This window comes from Pseudoalteromonas 'SMAR', from assembly GCF_048515945.1.
Lineage (GTDB): Bacteria > Pseudomonadota > Gammaproteobacteria > Enterobacterales > Alteromonadaceae > Pseudoalteromonas.
In genome coordinates, this window is record NZ_JBLWMW010000006.1 from 92,452 (window position 1) to 111,265 (window position 18,814).

Sequence of the window (18,814 nt, forward strand, 5' to 3'; positions counted from 1 at the left end):
TTCTATTATTGTTGACTAAAGCTTAGGGTCAATTCAACGGTCTCGCTACTCTTTACTGCAATAAATTCGAAGCCATGTATTTGTTTTGTTTGCCATTGTTGGCTTTCAAGTTGCAAAGGTCGTTGCCATGAAATCATCGCCATATCATCCAGTAGCAATGCTGCTTCACCGCTGGCAGGCGGTTGCATGGCAAGACCGAATTGCACGCCTCGCGCTGGCATTGCTTCTTCACCTAGGACGACGGAGTCGTCTGGTAGGGTAATATCATGACGAAAGCTCTGCCAGTCGTAATCGCCAGCAGCTTTTAGCACCGGGAATGTCTCGGAAAAAATTAAGCTGTCTTCCGGCGTTAGTATGCGAATGTCGGCACTGAACTCACCGGCATTACTGCCTTTGGCATAACCAATTAAAGAAAGTTCGTGATAGGCCGCTTGCGTGCTGGCCGCTGGGGTGATTGGCATGGTACGAACCGTATGTTTAAACGGCACGCGAGTGGCCGTTTCATTGTATTGCGTACGTTGCAGGCATAAGCCTTGACTACCACGGTAAGCGCCAGTTAAACAGGGGCTAATATCTTGGGCCTCATGTAACCAGCGTGACACTTCAGCCACTTCATCGTCGGTATCCCAATCTTCAAAATCACCGAAAAAGAGTAGGTCACGGCCGAGGGTAAGCTCAACCGCGTCATTAGAACTTTGTAATTTACTCAGAAATTGGTGGCTTTGCGCGTATTGTCTTAAATCGATGATGTGCTCACCTGGCTCTAAAACCAGCGTTTTCTGGTGGCTTGCTTTTGGCTCTACCGGCTTATCAAAGGTTACCTCAGCGTAGCCGGAGTGAAGTGAAATACCGACTTCAGGCGCAGAAAACTCGGCAATTCTTTTCAATAACAGATTACTCAAATCACCACTCACCAGTTTCGGGACATAATCTTCAAGATACACTGGGTAAGCTTTTAAACTATTGATTGTTGGCTCACCTGCGGTGTCTAGCTCCACCACGGTGATCACTCCTAAAAATGTTTCTAGACGCGCTTGTTCAAACACAAAATTACCTAAGCCTAAAATAGCCGGGACGCCATCATAAACAGCAAACCCTTGCGCCACATGAGGGTGGTGGGCAATCATTAAGTCAGCACCGCTTTGCGCCGCGGCTTTAAAGCGGTTATCAATGTAGGCCGTTGGGGCATAGGAGTATTCATCGCCGCCATGGAGTTGGGTAATAACGAATTGGTCATTACTTTTCGCCGCCACAATGGTATTGCGCAATGCCTCGGTATTGGTTAAATCAGCCGCACCGGCTTTGCTATCCGTTGCAATGTAGCTGATGTCATGTTTCTCACCGGTGATGGACGTTGCTGATATTAAACTGAGCGTGGCTTCACCTAACGCCATTGTAAATGGGGCATAGGCAGCGGTTGCTGTGGTTCCTGCACCACTGTGCTGCAGGCCAAAGCGTTCGACGTTCATAAGTGTGTCATTAAGCCCTGCATCAAGGTAATCGTAAACGTGGTTATTACCAAGTGCCACGTAGTTAATATTGAGGTCGTTAAGGGCTGAAAGTGAGTCCGGTAAACTAAAGAATGCGTACTCTTTTGTTGGATGGACACTGATTGGGTTTTCCAGCACGGGGGATTCGAGGTTAACCGAGGCAAAGTCCACATGGTCAAACAAAGGATGCATAAAGCGCACAATGTTTCTGGCATCCTGAGCGGCGGTACTCGGTTGAATAAGAGCATCAGACGAGCTGGGTAGGCTATTGCCCATGGTGATCAGTTCAGGATTAAAATAGCGTCTGCCGAACATGGTATCACCAGCAAATAACAAGGTTTTAACTGAGCTTGAGCGCGGGGTTAATGTTACGTCGAATTCTTGCGTGTCTTTTTCATTTAGAGACACCGTCATGACTAGGGGCAGATAATCTGGGTGGCTAATCTCAACAATATGATTACCTAAGCTAAGCTGAGATAAGTCCACTTCACCATTGGCATTTGAGGTAAGCTCGAGGTTGCCGCTTTGTATGGTTGCGTTGCTGATGGGAAGTTGTGCATCGCTGAGCAGCTTTACGCTAGCATTGAGGGCGGTATTATCTTGTTTGTCTTGTTGTTCTTTTTCTTGTTGGTCTAGCTGCGACGTTCCGGTATCGTTTGGGTCTTCAACTGAGCAAGCACTTAGCAAAATTAACATTAATACGGGTAGAGTTCTTTTCATTGCTAAACTGCCTATCTATATGAAGTGAATAAAGTAATCATACACCCTGTGAATGTTTCTAGTCCTTTTTTATTATATCCGAAAAGCAAGTGGGTGGCAATAAATACTCCTTTTTAACAAGCATTAACAGCAAAACCTGAGGCAGTTGCACTCGCAGCAAGCACCTTGATTTACCGTAAAGGCACTTGATTGCACAAAAAGCTGTTCAATATTGTTTACGTTTTGCTAGTCGGCCAGCTATTCTTAGAGTATGATCCCGTCACTTGTTGAAATCCGCTTCGAGGAATAGATGCGTCTAGAGATACATTGTGCTGACCGTATTGGTATTGCCCAAGAAATACTAAATATTTTGGTAAGTTATCAAGTTGACTTAAAAGGCATTGAAGTCGACTCTGTTAACTGCCGTATGTACGTTAGTTTTCCGCCCATTGAATTCGAGCAGTTTCAAAAGATCATGCCAGAAATACGCTTAATTGATGGTGTGGAAGATGTGCGTACTACTGCTTATTTACCCTCTGAACGTGAGCACAACGAGCTCAACACGTTGTTAAGTGCTTTGCCTGATGGTGTGATTTCAATTGATGCCAAAGGATGGGTGCGCCATTGTAACGATGCGGCGTGTCGTGATTTAAACCTACCGCAGCAAGAAGTAATAGACGCGAACATTAATAACTTGCTTAAGGGATTTAATTTTACTCGTTGGTTAGAGGGCAAAGAAGTCTTAGGCCAAACGACCCGAGTCGAAGTGGGCGGCGAAGATTACATTGCCGACATATTGCCGATCTCGGTGCCCCAAGGGGGAGAAGGAGACGTGTTGGCGGGCGCGGTAATTAATATTAAGTCACAATCACGTCTAGGCCAGCAAGTGAGCGCCTTTCGTCGTTATGGTCAAGAAAGCTTTGCCACCATTCATAATCACAGCACCGCCATGCGCAGAGTGGTCAGAGAGGCGCGTAAGATGGCGCAGCTTGAGGCGCCAATACTCATTACTGGCGAAACGGGTACCGGAAAAGAACTGTTAGCTCGGGCCTGTCACTATGCTTCGAATCGTTCTTTAAAGCCTTTTATTGCTTTGTCTTGTGCGTCTTTACCCGACGACGTTGCCGAATCTGAACTGTTTGGTTATGCTGGGTACGAGGAAAATGCCGCGCCGAAGCGAGGTGTGTTAGAGCAAGCGGATGGTGGCACGGTGTTTTTAGATGAAGTGGGTGAAATGTCCACGCAGCTCCAGACCAAACTACTGCGCTTTTTACAAGATGGTACGTTTAGAAAAGTAGGCGATGAGAACGAGGTTAAGGTCAATGTACGGATCATTGCCGCGACTCAAAAAGATTTACCGGCCATGGTGCAAGAAGGCGGCTTCAGAGAAGATCTTTATTATCGCATCAATGTCTTGACCCTAGAGATTGCGCCCTTACGAGACAGAAAGGCGGACATTGGCCCACTCGCTGAGCACTTTATTCAAAAATATGCCCAGCAAAATGGCCACGCGGCTCCCACCATTGCCCCTGAGTGCATTGAATTGTTAGAGCAGTATCCTTGGCCAGGCAATGTTAGGCAGCTGGAAAACGCGATTTATCGTGCAGTGTCGTTGCTGGATGATAAAGAGTTACGTACTGAGCACCTTAACTTGCCAAGCTTTACTCATGATTTAGGCTATTTGGAATCGGATTTTGAAGGCACGTTAGACCAAGCGGTAAAACGTTTTGAGGCGACCTTATTAAGAAAGTTATATCCGGCTTACCCAAGCTCAAGACAGTTAGCTAAACGCCTAGGATTAAGCCACACTGCAGTGGCCAATAAGTTGCGCGAGTACGGTATTAATCGTAAAACAGTGAAAGTGTAGAGACAATCAAAGCTCCCGAGTCACCACCTATGGCTCGGTGGCTAGATTAAGATTTTGTGCCCATATCCTTAGTTACCCCATCCACTTTAATGTTTTCTATGCCTTCGTCTTTGAATGACAAAGTGATACTGACATTATCGCGAGCAAAAAAGTAATCAATGCCATTGACACTGAGCACATAATTGCCTTTAACGGCGTCTTTAAATTGCTTTTTCTGCAGTGAAATGGTGTGGTCTGCAATCTGCCAAGTAAAGCCGGAAATAAATCCTTGGTTAAACTCTTGCACCCAGACTCGAGTATCATCTTTACTGAGAGTAATGGCCACGGAGTAGGATTCAGGCAGTTCTGACATATCGTAGTTATTACTGCCGATACGAAACTTTTCAGCGGATTTTTGCCAGCCAAAGCCAAACTCAAAGGCTTTTTCAACTCCAGTAGGGTAGGTCAGGGTGCCTTTACCCTGATAGTCGAAATCGGCGAAGCAAGCACTTGAAAAAAGCACTAACGTGGTGGCAACAAGCGAGGTTAATTTGTTCATAGGTTCACTTCTGTTTTTTCTTTAATTTAGATTACCGGCAGAGTTACTGCAAGTGTCTAGGTGCATGGGGGATGATAAATACGTCATTTCGTCAGTAATAAATAATGGGATGATAAACCTGCTCGCTATGCTAGAATCGAAACACGATTGACTGGTAAGACCATTACTATGAATTTATATTTCCGCTTATTGCTATTATTTTGGAAAATAAGAAAAAACCGCGCCGTCACTGACTCCATTTTAGAGTCTGTTGATATTGAGTATCGAGCGCTGCCGAGCGACTGTGACATTAACATGCACCTCACCAATTCCCGCTACTTGGCGTTTATGGATTTAGCGCGCACTTGGATGACCGAGCGCGTTGGGTTATTTGCTGCAGTGATGAAGCGCCGTTGGTTTCCTATTGTCAATGCCACCGCTATCACCTACATACGTGATATTAAACCAATGCAGAAGTTTACGGTGTCAACGCGTTTGGTGGGCTGGGATCATAAATACTTTTATATTGAACAAAAGTTTCATTCCTCTCGAGGCTTACATGCTATTGCTTATGTGCGCGGTGTGTTTAAGCGCAAAGGTGGCGTGGTGAGCGTAGAAGAAATGTTAGAGGTGGCTGGCTTTGATGGTGAGGTGCCTATCTTGCCTGCAGAAATTATGCATTGGAAAGCCATGCTCGAGGCGAAAAAAAGTAATAATGGTCGCCATCAATAAATAGCATTGTTTTGGCTATAAAAAAGGCCACATCATTGTGGCCTTGGGGATTGAGAAAGTAACAGTAAATTATTTGCTTAGAACTTGTATTTAACACCGAACATAGCAACTACTGGGTCAAGCTCAACGTCTGAGGTCAGAGCTTTAGCGCCATTTGCATACACGGTTGCGTCAGTGTTGATATCGATTTTTGAGATCATGCCATGCAGACCCCATTTTTCATTTAAGTCGTAATTAAAGCCAAGCTGTAATGCGATACCAAATGAGCTGTCTAAATCCAACTCCACGTCATTAGTACCTAGTGTTGCTTTTAGTGCTGCACTTGGCTCTTCGTCAAAGAACACTGTGTAGTTAAGGCCGGCACCAACAAATGGGCGGAACTTAGCCGTGGCATCAAAGAAGTGGTATTGTGCCAGTAGCGTTGGTGGTAGGTGTTTTACATCGGCAATGTCTGCACCCGCCAAACCGCCTGCGCCTTCAACTGTGTGTGAGAACGGCGTTGCCGCTACTAATTCAAATACCACGTTATCGCTATATTGGTAGTCAAACGTAATACCTAGCTGAGTATTTGAGTCAGCAACTAAGCCAAGGGCGTTATTTTCATTGATAGCAGATGCTGTGTTGTCAGGGTTAACATTGATAGCACCAACATTCACGCTGAGTTTTGCTTGAGCGAAGGGAGCAGCAACCAGTAGGGTTGATAAAAGTGCAGCGCTTAAAGTTTTCATTTTCTTCTCCTGAACCTATGCGAGGTATAACTCTTTATGTGTGAGTATTCGTTTTCAATGAGGTCATCATAAGGGCAGTGGCAGGGTGAAAAACTGTCCTAGATCAATTTTTAAATTGCCAGGTTTCAGAAATTTCTGAAAACTTGATTTAGATTAAGTTTTGGCTGTCATGGAATTGCATTAAAAGTGCAATGCTGTGGTCAAAGTGGCGCTTTTTAATAGCATTAAAGTTTCCCAAGCGTGATTTTTACATGGCCACACAACGTAAACCCCAACTGGTAAAACATTCTGATACCCTAAACACCTTAACTCGGTTGATCCAAGCCCCCTCAGTGACTCCGTGTGATGCCGGTACCATCACTTTTATGGCACAGCAATTATCCGCGCTGGGTTTTACCGTTGAACAGTTCGAGGTATCAGGGGTTAAAAACTTGATTGCGCACTATCATTTTGGCAAGGGGCCGGCTCTGGCCTTTTCCGGCCATGTTGATGTAGTGCCCGCCAGCGACGAAGGCTGGCTGGTGCCGCCTTTTAGTGCCACAGTGATTGATGGAGTGGTGTACGGCCGAGGAGCTGCCGATATGAAAGGGGCGGTGGCTGCCATGCTGTCAGCAAGCAAAGCTTTGCTAGAAACAAAGCAGTCTTTGCAAGGGGACTTTTATTGGCTACTCACCTCAGATGAAGAAGGGGAGGCTGAGTTTGGTTCAAAAGTCATTGCCGAGCGCTTGGCCAAACGAGGTGTCGAACTTGATGCTTGTTTAGTGGGCGAACCCACATCTCATCATCAGGTGGGAGATACCATTAAAAACGGTCGTCGCGGGGCTATCTCGGGCAGAGTGACGGTGCAAGGAAAAGCTGGGCATGTGGCGTATCCAGAACAAACCAGCAACGCCGCTCACACGGCTGGCAAAATGGTGAGCCAGCTTGCTGAGCTACCATGGTGGAAAGATGAAGCAGGCTCACAAACCAGCTTGCAAGTAACTGGGGTTACTGTCCCCAATATTGTTGATAACTTAGTGCCGGCTAAATGCGAGATCACCTTTAATATTCGTTATAGCCATGCTTACAAAAGCGCCGAAGTGAAAGAGTATATAGAGGCAACATTAGCACGTTTTAATGGCCCCCATGAGATCACTTGGGAGCGACCATGTGAGTCATTTTACACCGGCCATCAAGGGCAAGGATGTTTCTTAGCTTTAGTCGAGCAAGCCGTGCACCAAAGCACAGGACAATACCCAGCACTGAGCACTGCAGGTGGCACCTCTGACGGACGCTTTTTTGCCTCAGACAAAACCCAAGTGATTGAGTGCGGGGTTAAGAACGACACCATCCACCAAGTGAATGAGCGTGTTTCTGTCGCTGACTTAGAAGCAATAGAAGCAATATATACAACCTTGTTACAGCGCTTTTTTAGTCCATCAAACAAGGTGTTGTAACTTGGCTATCACTGCGTAGTCTATCTTGCATATATAAACGATACCGTGAGCTTGACTGCTTTTAGCCCACTGTTATTCGCTTTTTGGCGTCTTCGCTGAGGTGTATTTTCGTGTTGTTTCCCTGTAGGGTGACACTGGTTGATATGTGTTTGCCGAGGAAACCATGGAATTAAAAGCTAAGTTAGTGTTATTACTAAAATCCGGTGGAGGGTCGTTAGTTCTCACCGCTATTTTTTTCACGGTGTTGTTTCAAATGTCGGCGCAGTTTCACCATGACGTTAGTTTCTCGCCATTTGCCTCAGACAGTGGCGTGGACATGATGTTGGTATACAGCTTTTTGCTCTGGCTGCTCAGTACGATTTTTAGTTATTTCTTTCTCAAAATGCACGCCGCACGGCATGATATGCATGTCGATGGTCTGGTATTAGCAGTCAAATACGGTCATTTAGTGTTGTGGGCAGGGGTGGTGTTGTTAGCGCTTTATATACTGCTATTTATGCAGCGGCATGTTGACGCGTTGGCAACCGCGAAAGATGAAACGACGGCGGCAGTAAAATTAGAGGGGCTTATTGAGTACTTCCCCGCTCACGGTGATGTGATTGATGTGGCCGTAGCACAAAACCCTGCAACTCCTCGCAATACGCTTATTTTTCTAAGCTTTAAGCGAGACTTTGCGATGCACTTAGCGCTTTTAACTAACCCCAGCACGCCTAAGAGCGTGTTAGAAGAAGTATTGAGTCAGTATCAAGGCGGACAGTTAGATATGATGCTCAATGCGGTAATGCGAAATCCGAAAGTGATTAGCGGTGAAGTGACCTTGCAAGTTAATTAGCGCGACTTGCCGTCCAACGCCTGTTTAAGCTCCTCCTGCAGCTGTTTTAGCCCGGCTATTTTGTCTCTGGCTTGTTGCAGCTGTGGTTGCGGCAGCCCAGCTTTAATACCGCGCTGTAACAGGCGTTCTAATGTTGCCACCTTGGTATCGACCGCGTCGATATAACTTCTTTTTAATGCCACTTCTTGGTCATCTAAGTAAGCTTGATAGGCGTGCTTATCGGCCAAATCGCCCAGATAATTTGAGCCTGATTGCTGCCGTGTTGCAATGGGTGGCAAATAACTTGGCGCGGTGATGGCTTTCACTTTAGCTGAAACCGCTGTATTAGACTGTGCTGCTTGAGTTGCTGGGTTGTTAGGAGCGGGCTTGGGTAAAGGCGCCTTGGCTTTTGCCACCGTGGTCGCCGGTAGCGCTTGGGTTGTTGCGTTTTGCCATCTCACCGGTGCATAAGTAAAGACAAAGTGCGCCACTAAGCTCAGCAACACCATAATAACCAGCCAGCGCCAGAGGTTCATTATAACTGCTCCTTACGTTGCTTGAGCCAAGCGGTGTACTTGTCATTAAAGCGCTGCTGGGCGACTTGCCGAGTTAGTGTCTGCATAGCTTGGTAGCGCACGGTTTCGCTATCGACTGGGTAGTAGTCTGTTACAGGCGATTGCGTGGTCAGAACCAGCCATTTGGCCGCTGGCGTTCTGATCACTGGGCTTATTGTGCCCGGCTCTAAAGTGAAAGCCAGCTGTGTCTGCCAACGTGGTTGGCTGTCGCGATTAATTGGCATTAACTGGGCTTGCCAGACTAGGGAGGGCTGTAAGTGTTTTACCGCGTCTTGCCAGGAACTAGCTTGCACTGCTTGGCGAAACTCAACAGCATCCTGACGCTGACTAAACTGTGCTGCACTGGCATGGACTTGCTTTACATAGCGAAAGGCTGAGTAAAAACTGATTTTGTAATAGCTGCTGCTTAGTTTGTGCTGTGCTGACTTCCCGCCCTTGCGCCAAGTAGAGCTGATGCACCAGCTTTACCAGCCCAGGTGAAATGGTCTCTGTGGCAAAAGCAGGTAGGCTAAGAAAGCCTACCAATAAAAACACGCGTAAGACCATTATCTTACTTCCATGGCGTGGTTAAGCAGGTGCACAACCATGGCAATGGCGTGCGGGATCACTTGTTTTGCAGTATCCACACGGTCGTAATGGTCTTTAGAGTTTAAAACGATGCCGCCTTGAGCATAAGAAAATGCCCCGCCTTGGGTGAGTAATGGGCGGATATCGCTTGAATTGGTGTCTACTGGACTAAAGCTGGTCATGGCTTGGCTTACTAGGGTGAAGTCATTTAAAGATTCTTGGTCATAATAGTCTTTTACCCACGACTCCCAACCGGCATGATTCAGTGCTGAAGTGGTCCAAGTGTGATGAGGCTGAAGTAAATCCGTGGTATGGAAAACAAACCCTAATACTTGTGGGTTTCCACTGTCGACATAGCTTTGATACCAGTATTGGCCGAGATTATCGATTGGTTGAAAGGGCATTTCTTCGAAGTCATCGTACATGCTGTAACTCGAGTGGCTATCAATGCGGTAGTGCTTTTCGGTGATGCCATAGCTATTGTACTCGCTGTCATCCGCACTAAACCAACCGGTTTCACCTCCTTGACCATCATCGAGGTAATCGCCTTTTAACCAGGTCGCAGCCATATTGTCTATGTCGCCCCATACCGTGAGTTTTTCATAATTATAGCCACCAAAATCGTTACCATGACTATCTGGACCTTGGGTATGGTTTTGAAAGTGCCAATAGCTGGTGTATTTGACAATACTTTCGGCAGCTCCCCACAAAGGAGCTTGCACGCAGTCTCCGGTAATGGCGCCACAAAAGAAAGTGTCCTCAAAATCATCCACGTCAAATGCCGCTTGACCAAGTACATCAGCCAATTGCGCAACCGACATATTGTTGGCCTGTGCATAGGCTTGTAGCTTAGCGTATTGAGTTGTGGTGGGGTGTTGGGCCATGTAATTGACCGCATCAATCACAATGCGTTTATGGGTTTCTTGACTGAATGCGTCGGCTTTAGAGCAGGCCATTAAGGCCGCAACAGGTAAGATGTACTTGAGCATAGTTGCCTCTTTGTGGTTGACATAGTGATGCGTGAGCGCAGTTAAAGCTCGATATTTAAGAGAATTTGTGTGAAAATTTAATTAAAATAAAGTTAAGGTTTTAGTGTTTTTATTGTTTATTAAAAGAAACTTGTTGCTCAGAAATGACTCAGGTATGATCTCCGGTACACCCTCAGCTGTCCCGCGTTAACGATAATAATTATGAAAAATTTAATGCTGTTCATTGCCTTGTTGCTCCCTCTCTGCGTGGCTTCGAAAGAGCACAGTGAAAGTTTGTATGAAGACGAGTTTGCTTGGCAGTTAAGTTTCGGTGCGTTTTATATCGATATGAGCATGCCAGAGCTGGCGGGAGCCGATCCTACTTTTCGCCATGGCACCATCTTAATTGATGCCGAACTTGAATATAAAAACTTTTACCTTAACTCTCATTCCGGTGACTTTTTTGGTGGCTCTGACATTGGCTATCAAATCGTAGACCAAGGCAACTGGGGCGTAGATGCGATTTATGGCAGTTATATGTTGCCATTCAGCGAACGTGGCTATGATGACTCTAATGCCGTTGTGCCAGAGCTGAAGGGGATCAGTCGGCGCAAACAAGATAACTCGTTAGGGTTTTCTTATTATCGCCATGTGGGGGAGTTTTTGGCTGTCGCTGAGCTTGCCTATGATGTCTTTGGCGACACTGAAGGTTGGATTTTTCACCTTGAAGCAACCCGTACCTTTGAGCTTAGAAACTGGGATCTCTGGCTGAACTTTGGCGCTAACTATTACTCCAGCAACTTTAATAATTATTACTTCGGTGTTGGCGAAGCAGAAAGCAATGGTTACTTATTTCCCTATCAACCAGGCGCCGCGTCATCGGTGTTTGCACAGTTACAATTGAACTACCCCATTGCCAAAGACTGGGTGTTTAGTGCCGGCGCTTCTTGGTTAATGGGCTCTAAAAATACCTTAGATAGCCCATTGGTGCGCTCACGTCACGCCAGAGTGTTCTTTTCTGGAGTGAAGTATGTGTTCTAAGTTGGCAATATGGACGCTAATGTTGACCGGCTTTTCGGCATCTTTCGGCGCCTTGGCTGATAGTAAAGATCCGGTTGGAATACTCCATGCGGTGCCGAGCAAATGTGTGGCATTGAACCAAGGACGTACCTGCTATGCCGATGTTAAAATCACGGTGAATGCCCCTGAAACTGGCAACTACTGCCTGCGAGAGAGCGTATCTAAGAAAATTCTGCAATGCTGGGCACAGGTCAATCAGTTTCAATACGAGCTGGATTTTAGTTCAGCTGAGAGTGTCAGCTATGAGCTTATCTCGAAACGCACTCGCGATACTTTGGCGGTGACTACCATTGAAGTGAACTGGGTGCATGAAGTAAAAACCAAAAAGCGGCGTTGGCGCCTGTTTTAAGCGCCAACTTCTGCTTAGTTACAGCGATTCTATGTTGTCTAAGCACCATTGTGCCCGCTCAAGTGTCGCTTGTTGTGTGGCTTCGTCTTGTTTTTGCCAATTGCGATAAATCATGCCTATACGGTGGTTTTTAGCAAACTTCTCTTGATGTCGTACCATAAAGTGCCAGTACAAACTGTTTAATGGACAGGCATTATCAGTGCTTTTTTGCTTAACGTCATAATGGCAATCGCGGCAGTAATCACTCATTTTGTTGATGTAGTTGCCGCTGGCAGCATAGGGTTTAGTGGCCACAATGCCGTGGTCAGCAAATTGGGTCATACCTCGAGTATTAGGCATTTCAACCCATTCGATGGCGTCGATGTAAATTCCCAAGTACCAGTCATCGACTTGGTCTGGGTGAATGCCCGTAAGTAAGCAAAAATTCCCTGTAACCATTAGGCGCTGAATATGGTGCGCATAAGCGTAGTCAAGACTTTGCTTAATGGTGGCGTTAAGGCAGCGCATTTTGGTCTCACCATGCCAGAAGTACTGCGGTAAATTACGCTGCGCCAATAAATAATTTTTGTTGCCATAATCAGGCATATTCAACCAGTAAATCGCGCGAATGAACTCACGCCAGCCGAGGATTTGGCGCACAAACCCTTCCACTTGTGCAATGTCAATGTCCTTATTGTTACGATAAGCCTCGATAGCGGTATCGATAACCTGCTTGGGGTGCAACATTTTGCTGTTGAGTGCAAACGATAACCTCGAATGATACAAAGACCACTGATGCTCACTATTGCAGGTCATGGCATCTTGAAATTGACCGAAACGTATAAGCAAGTGATCACAGAAAAACTGCAGTAACTCCTTGGCTTGTGCTCGGGTGGTAGGCCACAGCAGCTGTTTGTTCGCTTGCCCTATGGTATTGACGTTGTGCTTTTCGATTCGGGTTAAAATGTCACTGACATCATCGCTGAAACATAAGGGTTCGGGGATCTCTTTTAAGTCGCTTTTTTTCAGCTTGTTGCGGTTGTTGGCATCAAAGTTCCACTCGCCGCCTTCAGGCTCGTCGTCTTGCATTAAAATATTAAAACGACGTCTGAGTTTACGGTAGAAAAACTCCATGGTGGCATGCTTGCCAGCGCTGAGGTAGTCATCGAACTCATCATAACCCACTAAGAAATGTTCACTGTCATAGACTTTAACATTCAACTCATCGAGTTTCAGTTGTTCAAGCTGGCGCAGTAGGCGGTATTCATCTGGGCGTTGATATTGAAAACTTTGTACCTGATATTGCTGACAGAGCTGTTGAATTAAGGCGTCGAGGTTGGCGTACTTTTTGCTGTCATCTAAAGTGAGGTGCAGGACATGGAAGCCTGCAGAGCGCAGCGCCGTAGCAAAGTTTTCCATCGCCTTAAAAAAAGCACATACTTTCTGCACGTGGTGCTTGGTGTAGCTGGTTTCTTGATGTAATTCAGCAATGACATAAAGGTAATCTGGCTTGTTATCATTAAACCAAGAATGGTTCGCATTCAGTTGATCCCCCAAAATAAGCCTAATACCTTGATACTTTCCATTTAGTTTGCTCACATCTCACTCCTTGGGCCAGTCTACATAGTCACGACTATCCAAGTCTGGATAGGATTTGCCTTGCCACGCCTTGATGTAGTCACCATTAGGGTCAAATTGCTGCTGTTGCTTGGTAATATTAAAGTGGCGGCCACCACGCGGATCGGCGCCCACTCCCGCGATGTACTGCCAGTTGCCCCAGTTGGCCGCGACATCATAGTCAATAAGCCGCTGCTCAAAGTATGCGGCACCGTATCGCCAATCCAGCTGCAACTCATTGACAAAATAACTGGCGGTGATTTGTCTGGCACGATTGGAGATCCAACCTGTGGCGTTCAACTCGTTCATAATGGCATTGATTAAAGGTGATGGCGTTTTACCTTCACACCATTTGTGATAGCGCTCGGGGTAAAAGCTGGTTTTTGGCGTTTTACCTTTAACGCCAGAAAATGCGAATAGTCGTTCGCCATGTTTTAGGCTATACCAGTGAAAATACTCACGCCATAATAATTCAAACCAAATCCAGTAGGTCGACTCATTGCTACCAAACTGCTGCTCGTGTTGCTGTAATGCGGCGACGACTTCCACTGGGCTGATTGCACCTGAGGCTAGATAAGGACTAAATTGAGTAGAAAAGCGTTGTCCCATTAGGGCATTTCGAGTTTGCTTGTAATGCTGTGCTGTTGCGTCGCTAAAGTAGTCGGCTAAATAGGCCTTTGCGGCGTGGGAACCCGCATTAAAGCGGCAGGCTGGTAAGGACTTAACTGCCACAGGGGTTAAGTAACTTAGGGTATTTGCTGAGTGAGGCAGGGGAGGCAGACTCGAGGGTTTTGCCTGTGCTTCACGGACCTCAAGCTGATCAACTTTTTTCCTAAATGGAGTAAAGCTTGGCGGTAGCTCAGATAAGGATATGGGCAGTTCTGTTAAGTTAAACAAGGTGGCGCTGTATGCTGAAATAAACTCAACGTCGAGTAATTCATGTTGTAGTGCTTGCCATACTTTTTGCTCATCATACCCAGGGTGCACTGAGCGCGCCACATGGCTGATGTTGAGGTCTTTAATTAATTGAATAAGATGGCTAAGAGCAAGTGGATCAGGCAAAGTAAAAAGGGTTTGCTGATACTGGTTGAGTTCAGTTTGTAACGCATAGAGGGTATTTTGCTGAAATGCCTTAACGCACGTTGATTTTTCCGTTTGCGACTTTCTCGCGGTCCAAATGCTAGGACTGGGAAAATAAACACAAACCAAATGGTCTGCTTTTTCTCGTAGCTGCCTGAGCGCGATATTGTCACTCAGGCGGCAATCGTTATCGAATAAATAAAGTCCGATCTTCACGTTTATAGTTCACATTTTGCTGCAACACATAGTGACATACTACGAAGCGTTCAGCGCTTTTGCTCACTTTGTTTGGCAAGACTCTATTAATGTTCGTAAATGGGCGCCAACGTCTTCGCTTTTTGCTTCACCGGTTGCCAATAAGTCGGTGGCCTGCTGTTTTAACTCTGACAAATCGTACTCGCTGAGTAAAGTCTTGAGGTAGCGTACTGTGTCTGCACCTTGTTGAATTAATTCGGGCAGCTGGTCCAGTGAGATCTCTTGCGTCGATAGGTTTTCCACCGCGGCTAAAATGTCTCCAAGGTTGGCGTTATCTTGCAGCGCCCCCTCGACAGTGGCCAGTGCTCCCATCGGGTCGGCATCTAATTGTGTGGCCACGCAAGCCGCGACGCTGCCTGTTTCGGCACTGGCTTTTACCGAGGCTATACCTTGTTCACGAATTTGCGTTATTGCTTGTTGTAATTGTTGATGTTGTGACAGGTAGTCTTGCTCAAGTTGCGCTTTCGAATCCTGTAACGCATCACACCCGGTGACAGCTGCAGTCACTAGCAGTGCAAAAAATGTTTGTTTAATCATTTTGTTGGCCCTAATTAACTTTTGTATGAGTGTAAGCTTAGGGCGGTTAGAAGTCACGCTGAATTCACTGCTCTACTAGCGCTTAAGTAGCGTGAACTTGTGCCTGTTTAAAATCTTTTAGTGCCACCACGTTTTTTTTGCCAAACAATTGTTCAAGTAGCATGTTTTTGATGATAAGTAAGGCTTTTTGCCAAGCATTGTGAGCCGCATGAGTAAAATGTCGACCCAATTGACGTTTTAAGCTGGCAATAAACGTGGTTAGTAATACGCTGATGTCTTGCTCTGCAGTACCAAGAAACACCATCACCTGTTTTTGCTTTTGTAAGTAGTAGAGTAGGTTGCTTTGCTGTGGCAGACGCATCACACAGTTTTGAATAAAGTCAAAAATCTGATGCTCCCAGATGATTAATTGTTTGGTGTTGCTTGGCACTTCCATGTTGAGGTCGTAACGCAATAGTTGGGTTTGCCATGAGGTGCAAAAGCCATGGAAGTTAGGCCGAATGCTGGCAAGCGTTTGAGTCAAAAGCTGATATTGATAAGGGGTAATGCTCATAAGCGCCTCTTCAAATGTGAGTTGAAGAGCGGATCCTTTGCTCAAAACCAATCGCTGGAAATGTAAGTATAGTCAAACTTTCATTGTTAGTAGACTTTTTCTTAACCAGTGTGCGACTTAACTTACAAATATAAAAGACAAATGGTTTAGGTGGGGCGCTTTGGCCTGACGGCTTATGATGCATTATTCACGAGCCTAAAAAGAGCGCTAAGAGGGCGTAAAATAGTACTCATTAAGGAATGAGTTGGTGATCGGGAAAATTCAATAAAAGGGTCTGAAATAGCGAGCTTCTGAGGGGCAGAATAGTAACAGATAGTGCTAATTGATGGTTGCTATCCCGCGCTACTGTCTTTATAATACGCAACATATTTAGGCAGTTCTAACGGGTTAACGCCGTTGTGAACATTAAGACCGAAGGTCATCGTTTACCATTCGATGTCCACTTCTTTGAAGACAGAAGTAAAACAGTTTTTGCGTTTTATGTGTTGGCGCGGGATGGAGCGGTCTGATAGTTTGTTGGGCTCGTTACTTTGAAAGTGCCGAAGGTCGTCGGTTCAAATCCGATGTCCACTTCTTTGAAGACAGAAGTAAAACAGTTTTTGCGTTTTATGTGTTGGCGCGGGATGGAGCAGCCTGGTAGCTCGTCGGGCTCATAACCCGAAGGTCGTCGGTTCAAATCCGGCTCCCGCAACCAAGTTTAAAGATTTATTCTTTGATCTCGCGCATTCTTAGTAATGCGCGTTTTGCGTTTAGATTATTGCTTATTGACTTAAGCGTAATTTAATTTGGCTGAGACAGCTCGCAAACCAAGCACGGCCTTTGGCCACACAGTTTGTTATTCGTGTGACGCCCCGCTTGGTTCGGGGCGTTGTCGTATCTGGCGTAAGGGTTACCCTGAGCCCAAGATCAAGCAGCTATGATTGGGGGCTATAAGCCCTTTTTTTGTTTGTGTATGGAGGAGTTCTGTGTCAAAACTCGAGCAAGAATTGACTGAAATGTTGGAGCCTGCGGTTGCTGCCTGTGGCTTTGAATTACTCGGTCTTGAGTTTGTCCAAGCTGGGCGTCATTCTACACTACGTGTGTATATTGACCATGAAAACGGTATTACTGTAGATGACTGCGCCGAAGTTAGTCGTCAAGTCAGTGCTATCTTAGATGTTGAAGACCCGATCACCAATGAATACAGTTTGGAAGTATCTTCTCCAGGAGTTGACAGACCACTATTCAAACAAGCTCATTATGAAGAGGCAGTGGGAGAAGAAGTACGTTTGCGTACAAAGCTTCCGCAAGAAGGTCGCCGTAACTTTAAAGGCGATTTAGTAGCAGTTAATGGCGATATGATCACGTTAAAGGTTGACGGTCAGGAATTTATTCTGATGTTGAGCAACATTGAACGTGCCAATATCATCGCAAAATTCTAACTTTGAGTGCGAAGGACAAGGGCAAGCGAGGCATTACCTATGGCAAAAGAAATATTGTTGGTGGCAGAAGCTGTTTCCAATGAAAAAGCAGTCCCAAGAGAAAAGATTTTTGAAGCATTAGAGTTCGCACTAGCGACAGCAACAAAAAAGAAGCATGACGGTGAAATTGACGTTCGTGTCTCAATCGACCGTAAAACCGGTGAGTACGATACTTTCCGCCGTTGGCGAGTGGTTGAACCACAAGAAGATGGCTCTTTAGAAAACCCTTACGCGGAAATCACCATTGAAGCTGCACAGGTTGACGAGCCAGAAATTCAACTTGATGACTTTGTTGAAGAACAAATTGAGTCAATCAAGTTTGACCGCATTACAACGCAAATGGCAAAACAGGTTATCGTACAAAAAGTACGTGAAGCTGAGCGGGCATTAGTGGTTGATGCTTATAAAGATCAGCAAGGCGAGCTGGTAACGGGTGTGGTTAAAAAGGCCACGCGTGATGCCATCGTTATTGATTTAGGCAACAACGCTGAAGCGGTTATTTACCGTGAAGACATGCTACCGCGTGAAAGCTTCCGTCCAGGTGACCGTGTACGTGGTTTACTTTATGAAGTGAAGCCTGAAGCACGTGGTGCACAGCTTTTTGTAACTCGTTCAAAACCAGATATGTTGATGGAATTATTCCGCATTGAGGTACCTGAAATTGGCGAGGAGATGATTGAGCTTAAAGGTGCTGCACGTGATCCTGGTTCTCGTGCTAAAATTGCGGTGAAATCAAACGATAAGCGTATCGACCCTGTGGGTGCGTGCGTGGGTATGCGTGGTGCACGTGTGCAAGCCGTTTCTACCGAACTTGGTGGTGAGCGTGTTGATATCGTGTTGTATGATGATAACCCAGCGCAATTTGTGATCAATGCCATGGCACCGGCAGAAGTGGCTTCAATCGTAATGGATGAAGACACTCGCACCATGGAAATTGCGGTAGAGGCCGATAACCTTGCGCAAGCCATTGGTCGTAACGGTCAAAACGTACGTTTAGCCAGCCAACTTACAGGTTGGGAACTAAATGTGATGACGGTAGAAGAGATGGAGCGTAAAAACGCTGAAGAATCAGACAAACTGATCAATCTGTTCACCGAACACTTAGATATTGACGATGACTTTGCAACATTACTAATTAACGAAGGCTTCTCAACATTAGAAGAAGTAGCCTACGTACCCGTTGCTGAGTTTTTAGAAATTGATGGTTTAGATGAAGACACTGTTGAAGAGCTACGTAATCGTGCAAAAGATGCACTTACCACTAAAGCACTTCGCGATGAAGAAAGTCTAGAAAATGCAGAACCTGCAGAAGACCTACTAGCACTAGAAGGACTTGAGCGTCACGACGCTTATGTTTTCGCTAGCAAAGGTATTGTTACACTTGAAGACCTTGCTGAGCAGGGGATTGATGACTTAGTTGAAATTTCAGAGCTGTCAGAAGAGCAAGCTGGTGAGTTAATCATGGCTGCACGTAACATTTGTTGGTTCAACGAAGAGTAATTTATTAACGGAGG

At 45.8% G+C, this 18,814-nt stretch carries 19 protein-coding genes and 1 tRNA gene; 9 read left to right on the plus strand and 11 right to left on the minus strand.

Annotated features, from left to right (window positions below; all coding sequences use genetic code 11):
- Nucleotides 1–5: 5 nt before the first annotated feature.
- A complete protein-coding gene (locus ACNKW2_RS04575) occupies nt 6–2,210 on the minus strand; it encodes a CapA family protein (RefSeq protein WP_419147479.1) in 2,205 nt (734 codons plus the stop codon).
- Between the two features lie 289 nt (nt 2,211–2,499).
- Between ACNKW2_RS04575 and tyrR the strand changes: the two genes are divergently transcribed.
- Nucleotides 2,500–4,056 (plus strand): transcriptional regulator TyrR, encoded by a 1,557-nt coding sequence (tyrR, locus tag ACNKW2_RS04580; protein ID WP_336567100.1) that lies wholly within the window; start codon nt 2,500–2,502, stop codon nt 4,054–4,056.
- Between the two features lie 46 nt (nt 4,057–4,102).
- Here the strand turns inward: tyrR and ACNKW2_RS04585 are convergent, their stop codons facing one another.
- On the minus strand, nt 4,103–4,594 hold the full coding sequence (locus ACNKW2_RS04585; RefSeq protein ID WP_419147480.1) for a hypothetical protein: 492 nt from the start codon (nt 4,592–4,594) through the stop codon (nt 4,103–4,105).
- A gap of 168 nt (nt 4,595–4,762) precedes the next feature.
- Between ACNKW2_RS04585 and ACNKW2_RS04590 the strand changes: the two genes are divergently transcribed.
- Entirely contained in the window at nt 4,763–5,305 is a 543-nt protein-coding gene (locus ACNKW2_RS04590; RefSeq protein ID WP_419147481.1) for an acyl-CoA thioesterase, read from the plus strand.
- A gap of 77 nt (nt 5,306–5,382) precedes the next feature.
- On the opposite strand, the gene ACNKW2_RS04595 is transcribed toward ACNKW2_RS04590, so the two are convergent.
- Nucleotides 5,383–6,033 carry an OmpW/AlkL family protein gene (locus tag ACNKW2_RS04595; RefSeq protein WP_336567095.1) on the minus strand — a complete coding sequence of 217 codons (651 nt, stop codon included), beginning with the start codon at nt 6,031–6,033 and terminating at the stop codon, nt 5,383–5,385.
- A 251-nt stretch (nt 6,034–6,284) separates the two neighbouring features.
- Between ACNKW2_RS04595 and dapE the strand changes: the two genes are divergently transcribed.
- Together dapE and ACNKW2_RS04605 are read left to right on the plus strand one after the other, a co-directional pair.
- The gene (dapE, locus tag ACNKW2_RS04600) at nt 6,285–7,469 is read left to right on the plus strand and encodes a succinyl-diaminopimelate desuccinylase (protein ID WP_419147482.1); all 1,185 of its coding nucleotides are present in this window, start codon (nt 6,285–6,287) and stop codon (nt 7,467–7,469) included.
- A gap of 163 nt (nt 7,470–7,632) precedes the next feature.
- Complete coding sequence (locus ACNKW2_RS04605) at nt 7,633–8,301, plus strand: hypothetical protein (protein ID WP_419147483.1); 669 nt, start codon at nt 7,633–7,635, stop codon at nt 8,299–8,301.
- Here the strand turns inward: ACNKW2_RS04605 and ACNKW2_RS04610 are convergent.
- Genes ACNKW2_RS04610 through ACNKW2_RS04625 form a run of 4 tightly spaced genes read right to left on the minus strand, consistent with a single transcriptional unit; the run spans nt 8,298 to nt 10,411 of the window.
- Nucleotides 8,298–8,816, minus strand: coding sequence for a hypothetical protein (locus ACNKW2_RS04610; RefSeq protein WP_419147484.1), 519 nt, complete (start codon nt 8,814–8,816; stop codon nt 8,298–8,300). The two genes, ACNKW2_RS04605 and ACNKW2_RS04610, sit on opposite strands and share 4 nt — an antisense overlap.
- Nucleotides 8,816–9,148 carry a hypothetical protein gene (locus ACNKW2_RS04615; RefSeq protein WP_419147485.1) on the minus strand — a complete coding sequence of 111 codons (333 nt, stop codon included), beginning with the start codon at nt 9,146–9,148 and terminating at the stop codon, nt 8,816–8,818. Before ACNKW2_RS04615 ends, ACNKW2_RS04610 begins: the two co-directional genes overlap by 1 nt.
- A 34-nt stretch (nt 9,149–9,182) precedes the next feature.
- The gene (locus tag ACNKW2_RS04620) at nt 9,183–9,401 is read right to left on the minus strand and encodes a hypothetical protein (protein WP_419147486.1); all 219 of its coding nucleotides are present in this window, start codon (nt 9,399–9,401) and stop codon (nt 9,183–9,185) included.
- Complete coding sequence (locus ACNKW2_RS04625; protein WP_419147487.1) at nt 9,401–10,411, minus strand: phospholipase C/P1 nuclease family protein; 1,011 nt, start codon at nt 10,409–10,411, stop codon at nt 9,401–9,403. Before ACNKW2_RS04625 ends, ACNKW2_RS04620 begins: the two co-directional genes overlap by 1 nt.
- Nucleotides 10,412–10,612: 201 nt before the next feature.
- Between ACNKW2_RS04625 and ACNKW2_RS04630 the strand changes: the two genes are divergently transcribed.
- Together ACNKW2_RS04630 and ACNKW2_RS04635 are read left to right on the plus strand one after the other, a co-directional pair.
- Nucleotides 10,613–11,431 (plus strand): MipA/OmpV family protein, encoded by an 819-nt coding sequence (locus tag ACNKW2_RS04630; protein ID WP_336567088.1) that lies wholly within the window; start codon nt 10,613–10,615, stop codon nt 11,429–11,431.
- Nucleotides 11,421–11,819, plus strand: coding sequence for a DUF3019 domain-containing protein (locus ACNKW2_RS04635; RefSeq protein WP_419147488.1), 399 nt, complete (start codon nt 11,421–11,423; stop codon nt 11,817–11,819). The genes ACNKW2_RS04630 and ACNKW2_RS04635 overlap by 11 nt, the downstream gene beginning before the upstream one ends.
- 18 nt (nt 11,820–11,837) lie before the next feature.
- Here the strand turns inward: ACNKW2_RS04635 and ACNKW2_RS04640 are convergent, their stop codons facing one another.
- From ACNKW2_RS04640 to ACNKW2_RS04655, 4 genes are all read right to left on the minus strand, one after another.
- On the minus strand, nt 11,838–13,397 hold the full coding sequence (locus ACNKW2_RS04640) for a cryptochrome/photolyase family protein (RefSeq protein ID WP_419147489.1): 1,560 nt from the start codon (nt 13,395–13,397) through the stop codon (nt 11,838–11,840).
- A gap of 3 nt (nt 13,398–13,400) precedes the next feature.
- Nucleotides 13,401–14,711: a DASH family cryptochrome gene (locus tag ACNKW2_RS04645; RefSeq protein ID WP_419147490.1), complete on the minus strand. Its 1,311-nt coding sequence runs from the start codon at nt 14,709–14,711 to the stop codon at nt 13,401–13,403.
- Nucleotides 14,712–14,774: 63 nt separating this feature from the next.
- The gene (locus ACNKW2_RS04650) at nt 14,775–15,287 is read right to left on the minus strand and encodes a hypothetical protein (RefSeq protein WP_419147491.1); all 513 of its coding nucleotides are present in this window, start codon (nt 15,285–15,287) and stop codon (nt 14,775–14,777) included.
- Between the two features lie 82 nt (nt 15,288–15,369).
- On the minus strand, nt 15,370–15,840 hold the full coding sequence (locus ACNKW2_RS04655; protein WP_336567079.1) for a hypothetical protein: 471 nt from the start codon (nt 15,838–15,840) through the stop codon (nt 15,370–15,372).
- 617 nt (nt 15,841–16,457) lie between these two features.
- Here ACNKW2_RS04655 and ACNKW2_RS04660 point away from each other — a divergent pair.
- The 3 genes from ACNKW2_RS04660 to nusA all read left to right on the plus strand — a co-directional run bounded on the left by ACNKW2_RS04660 (nt 16,458) and on the right by nusA (nt 18,800).
- Nucleotides 16,458–16,534 (plus strand) — tRNA-Met (locus tag ACNKW2_RS04660).
- Between the two features lie 271 nt (nt 16,535–16,805).
- Nucleotides 16,806–17,261, plus strand: a complete 456-nt coding sequence (rimP, locus tag ACNKW2_RS04665; protein WP_336567077.1) for a ribosome maturation factor RimP — start codon at nt 16,806–16,808, stop codon at nt 17,259–17,261.
- Nucleotides 17,262–17,300: 39 nt separating this feature from the next.
- Complete coding sequence (gene nusA / locus ACNKW2_RS04670; protein WP_419147492.1) at nt 17,301–18,800, plus strand: transcription termination factor NusA; 1,500 nt, start codon at nt 17,301–17,303, stop codon at nt 18,798–18,800.
- Nucleotides 18,801–18,814 lie beyond the last annotated feature (14 nt).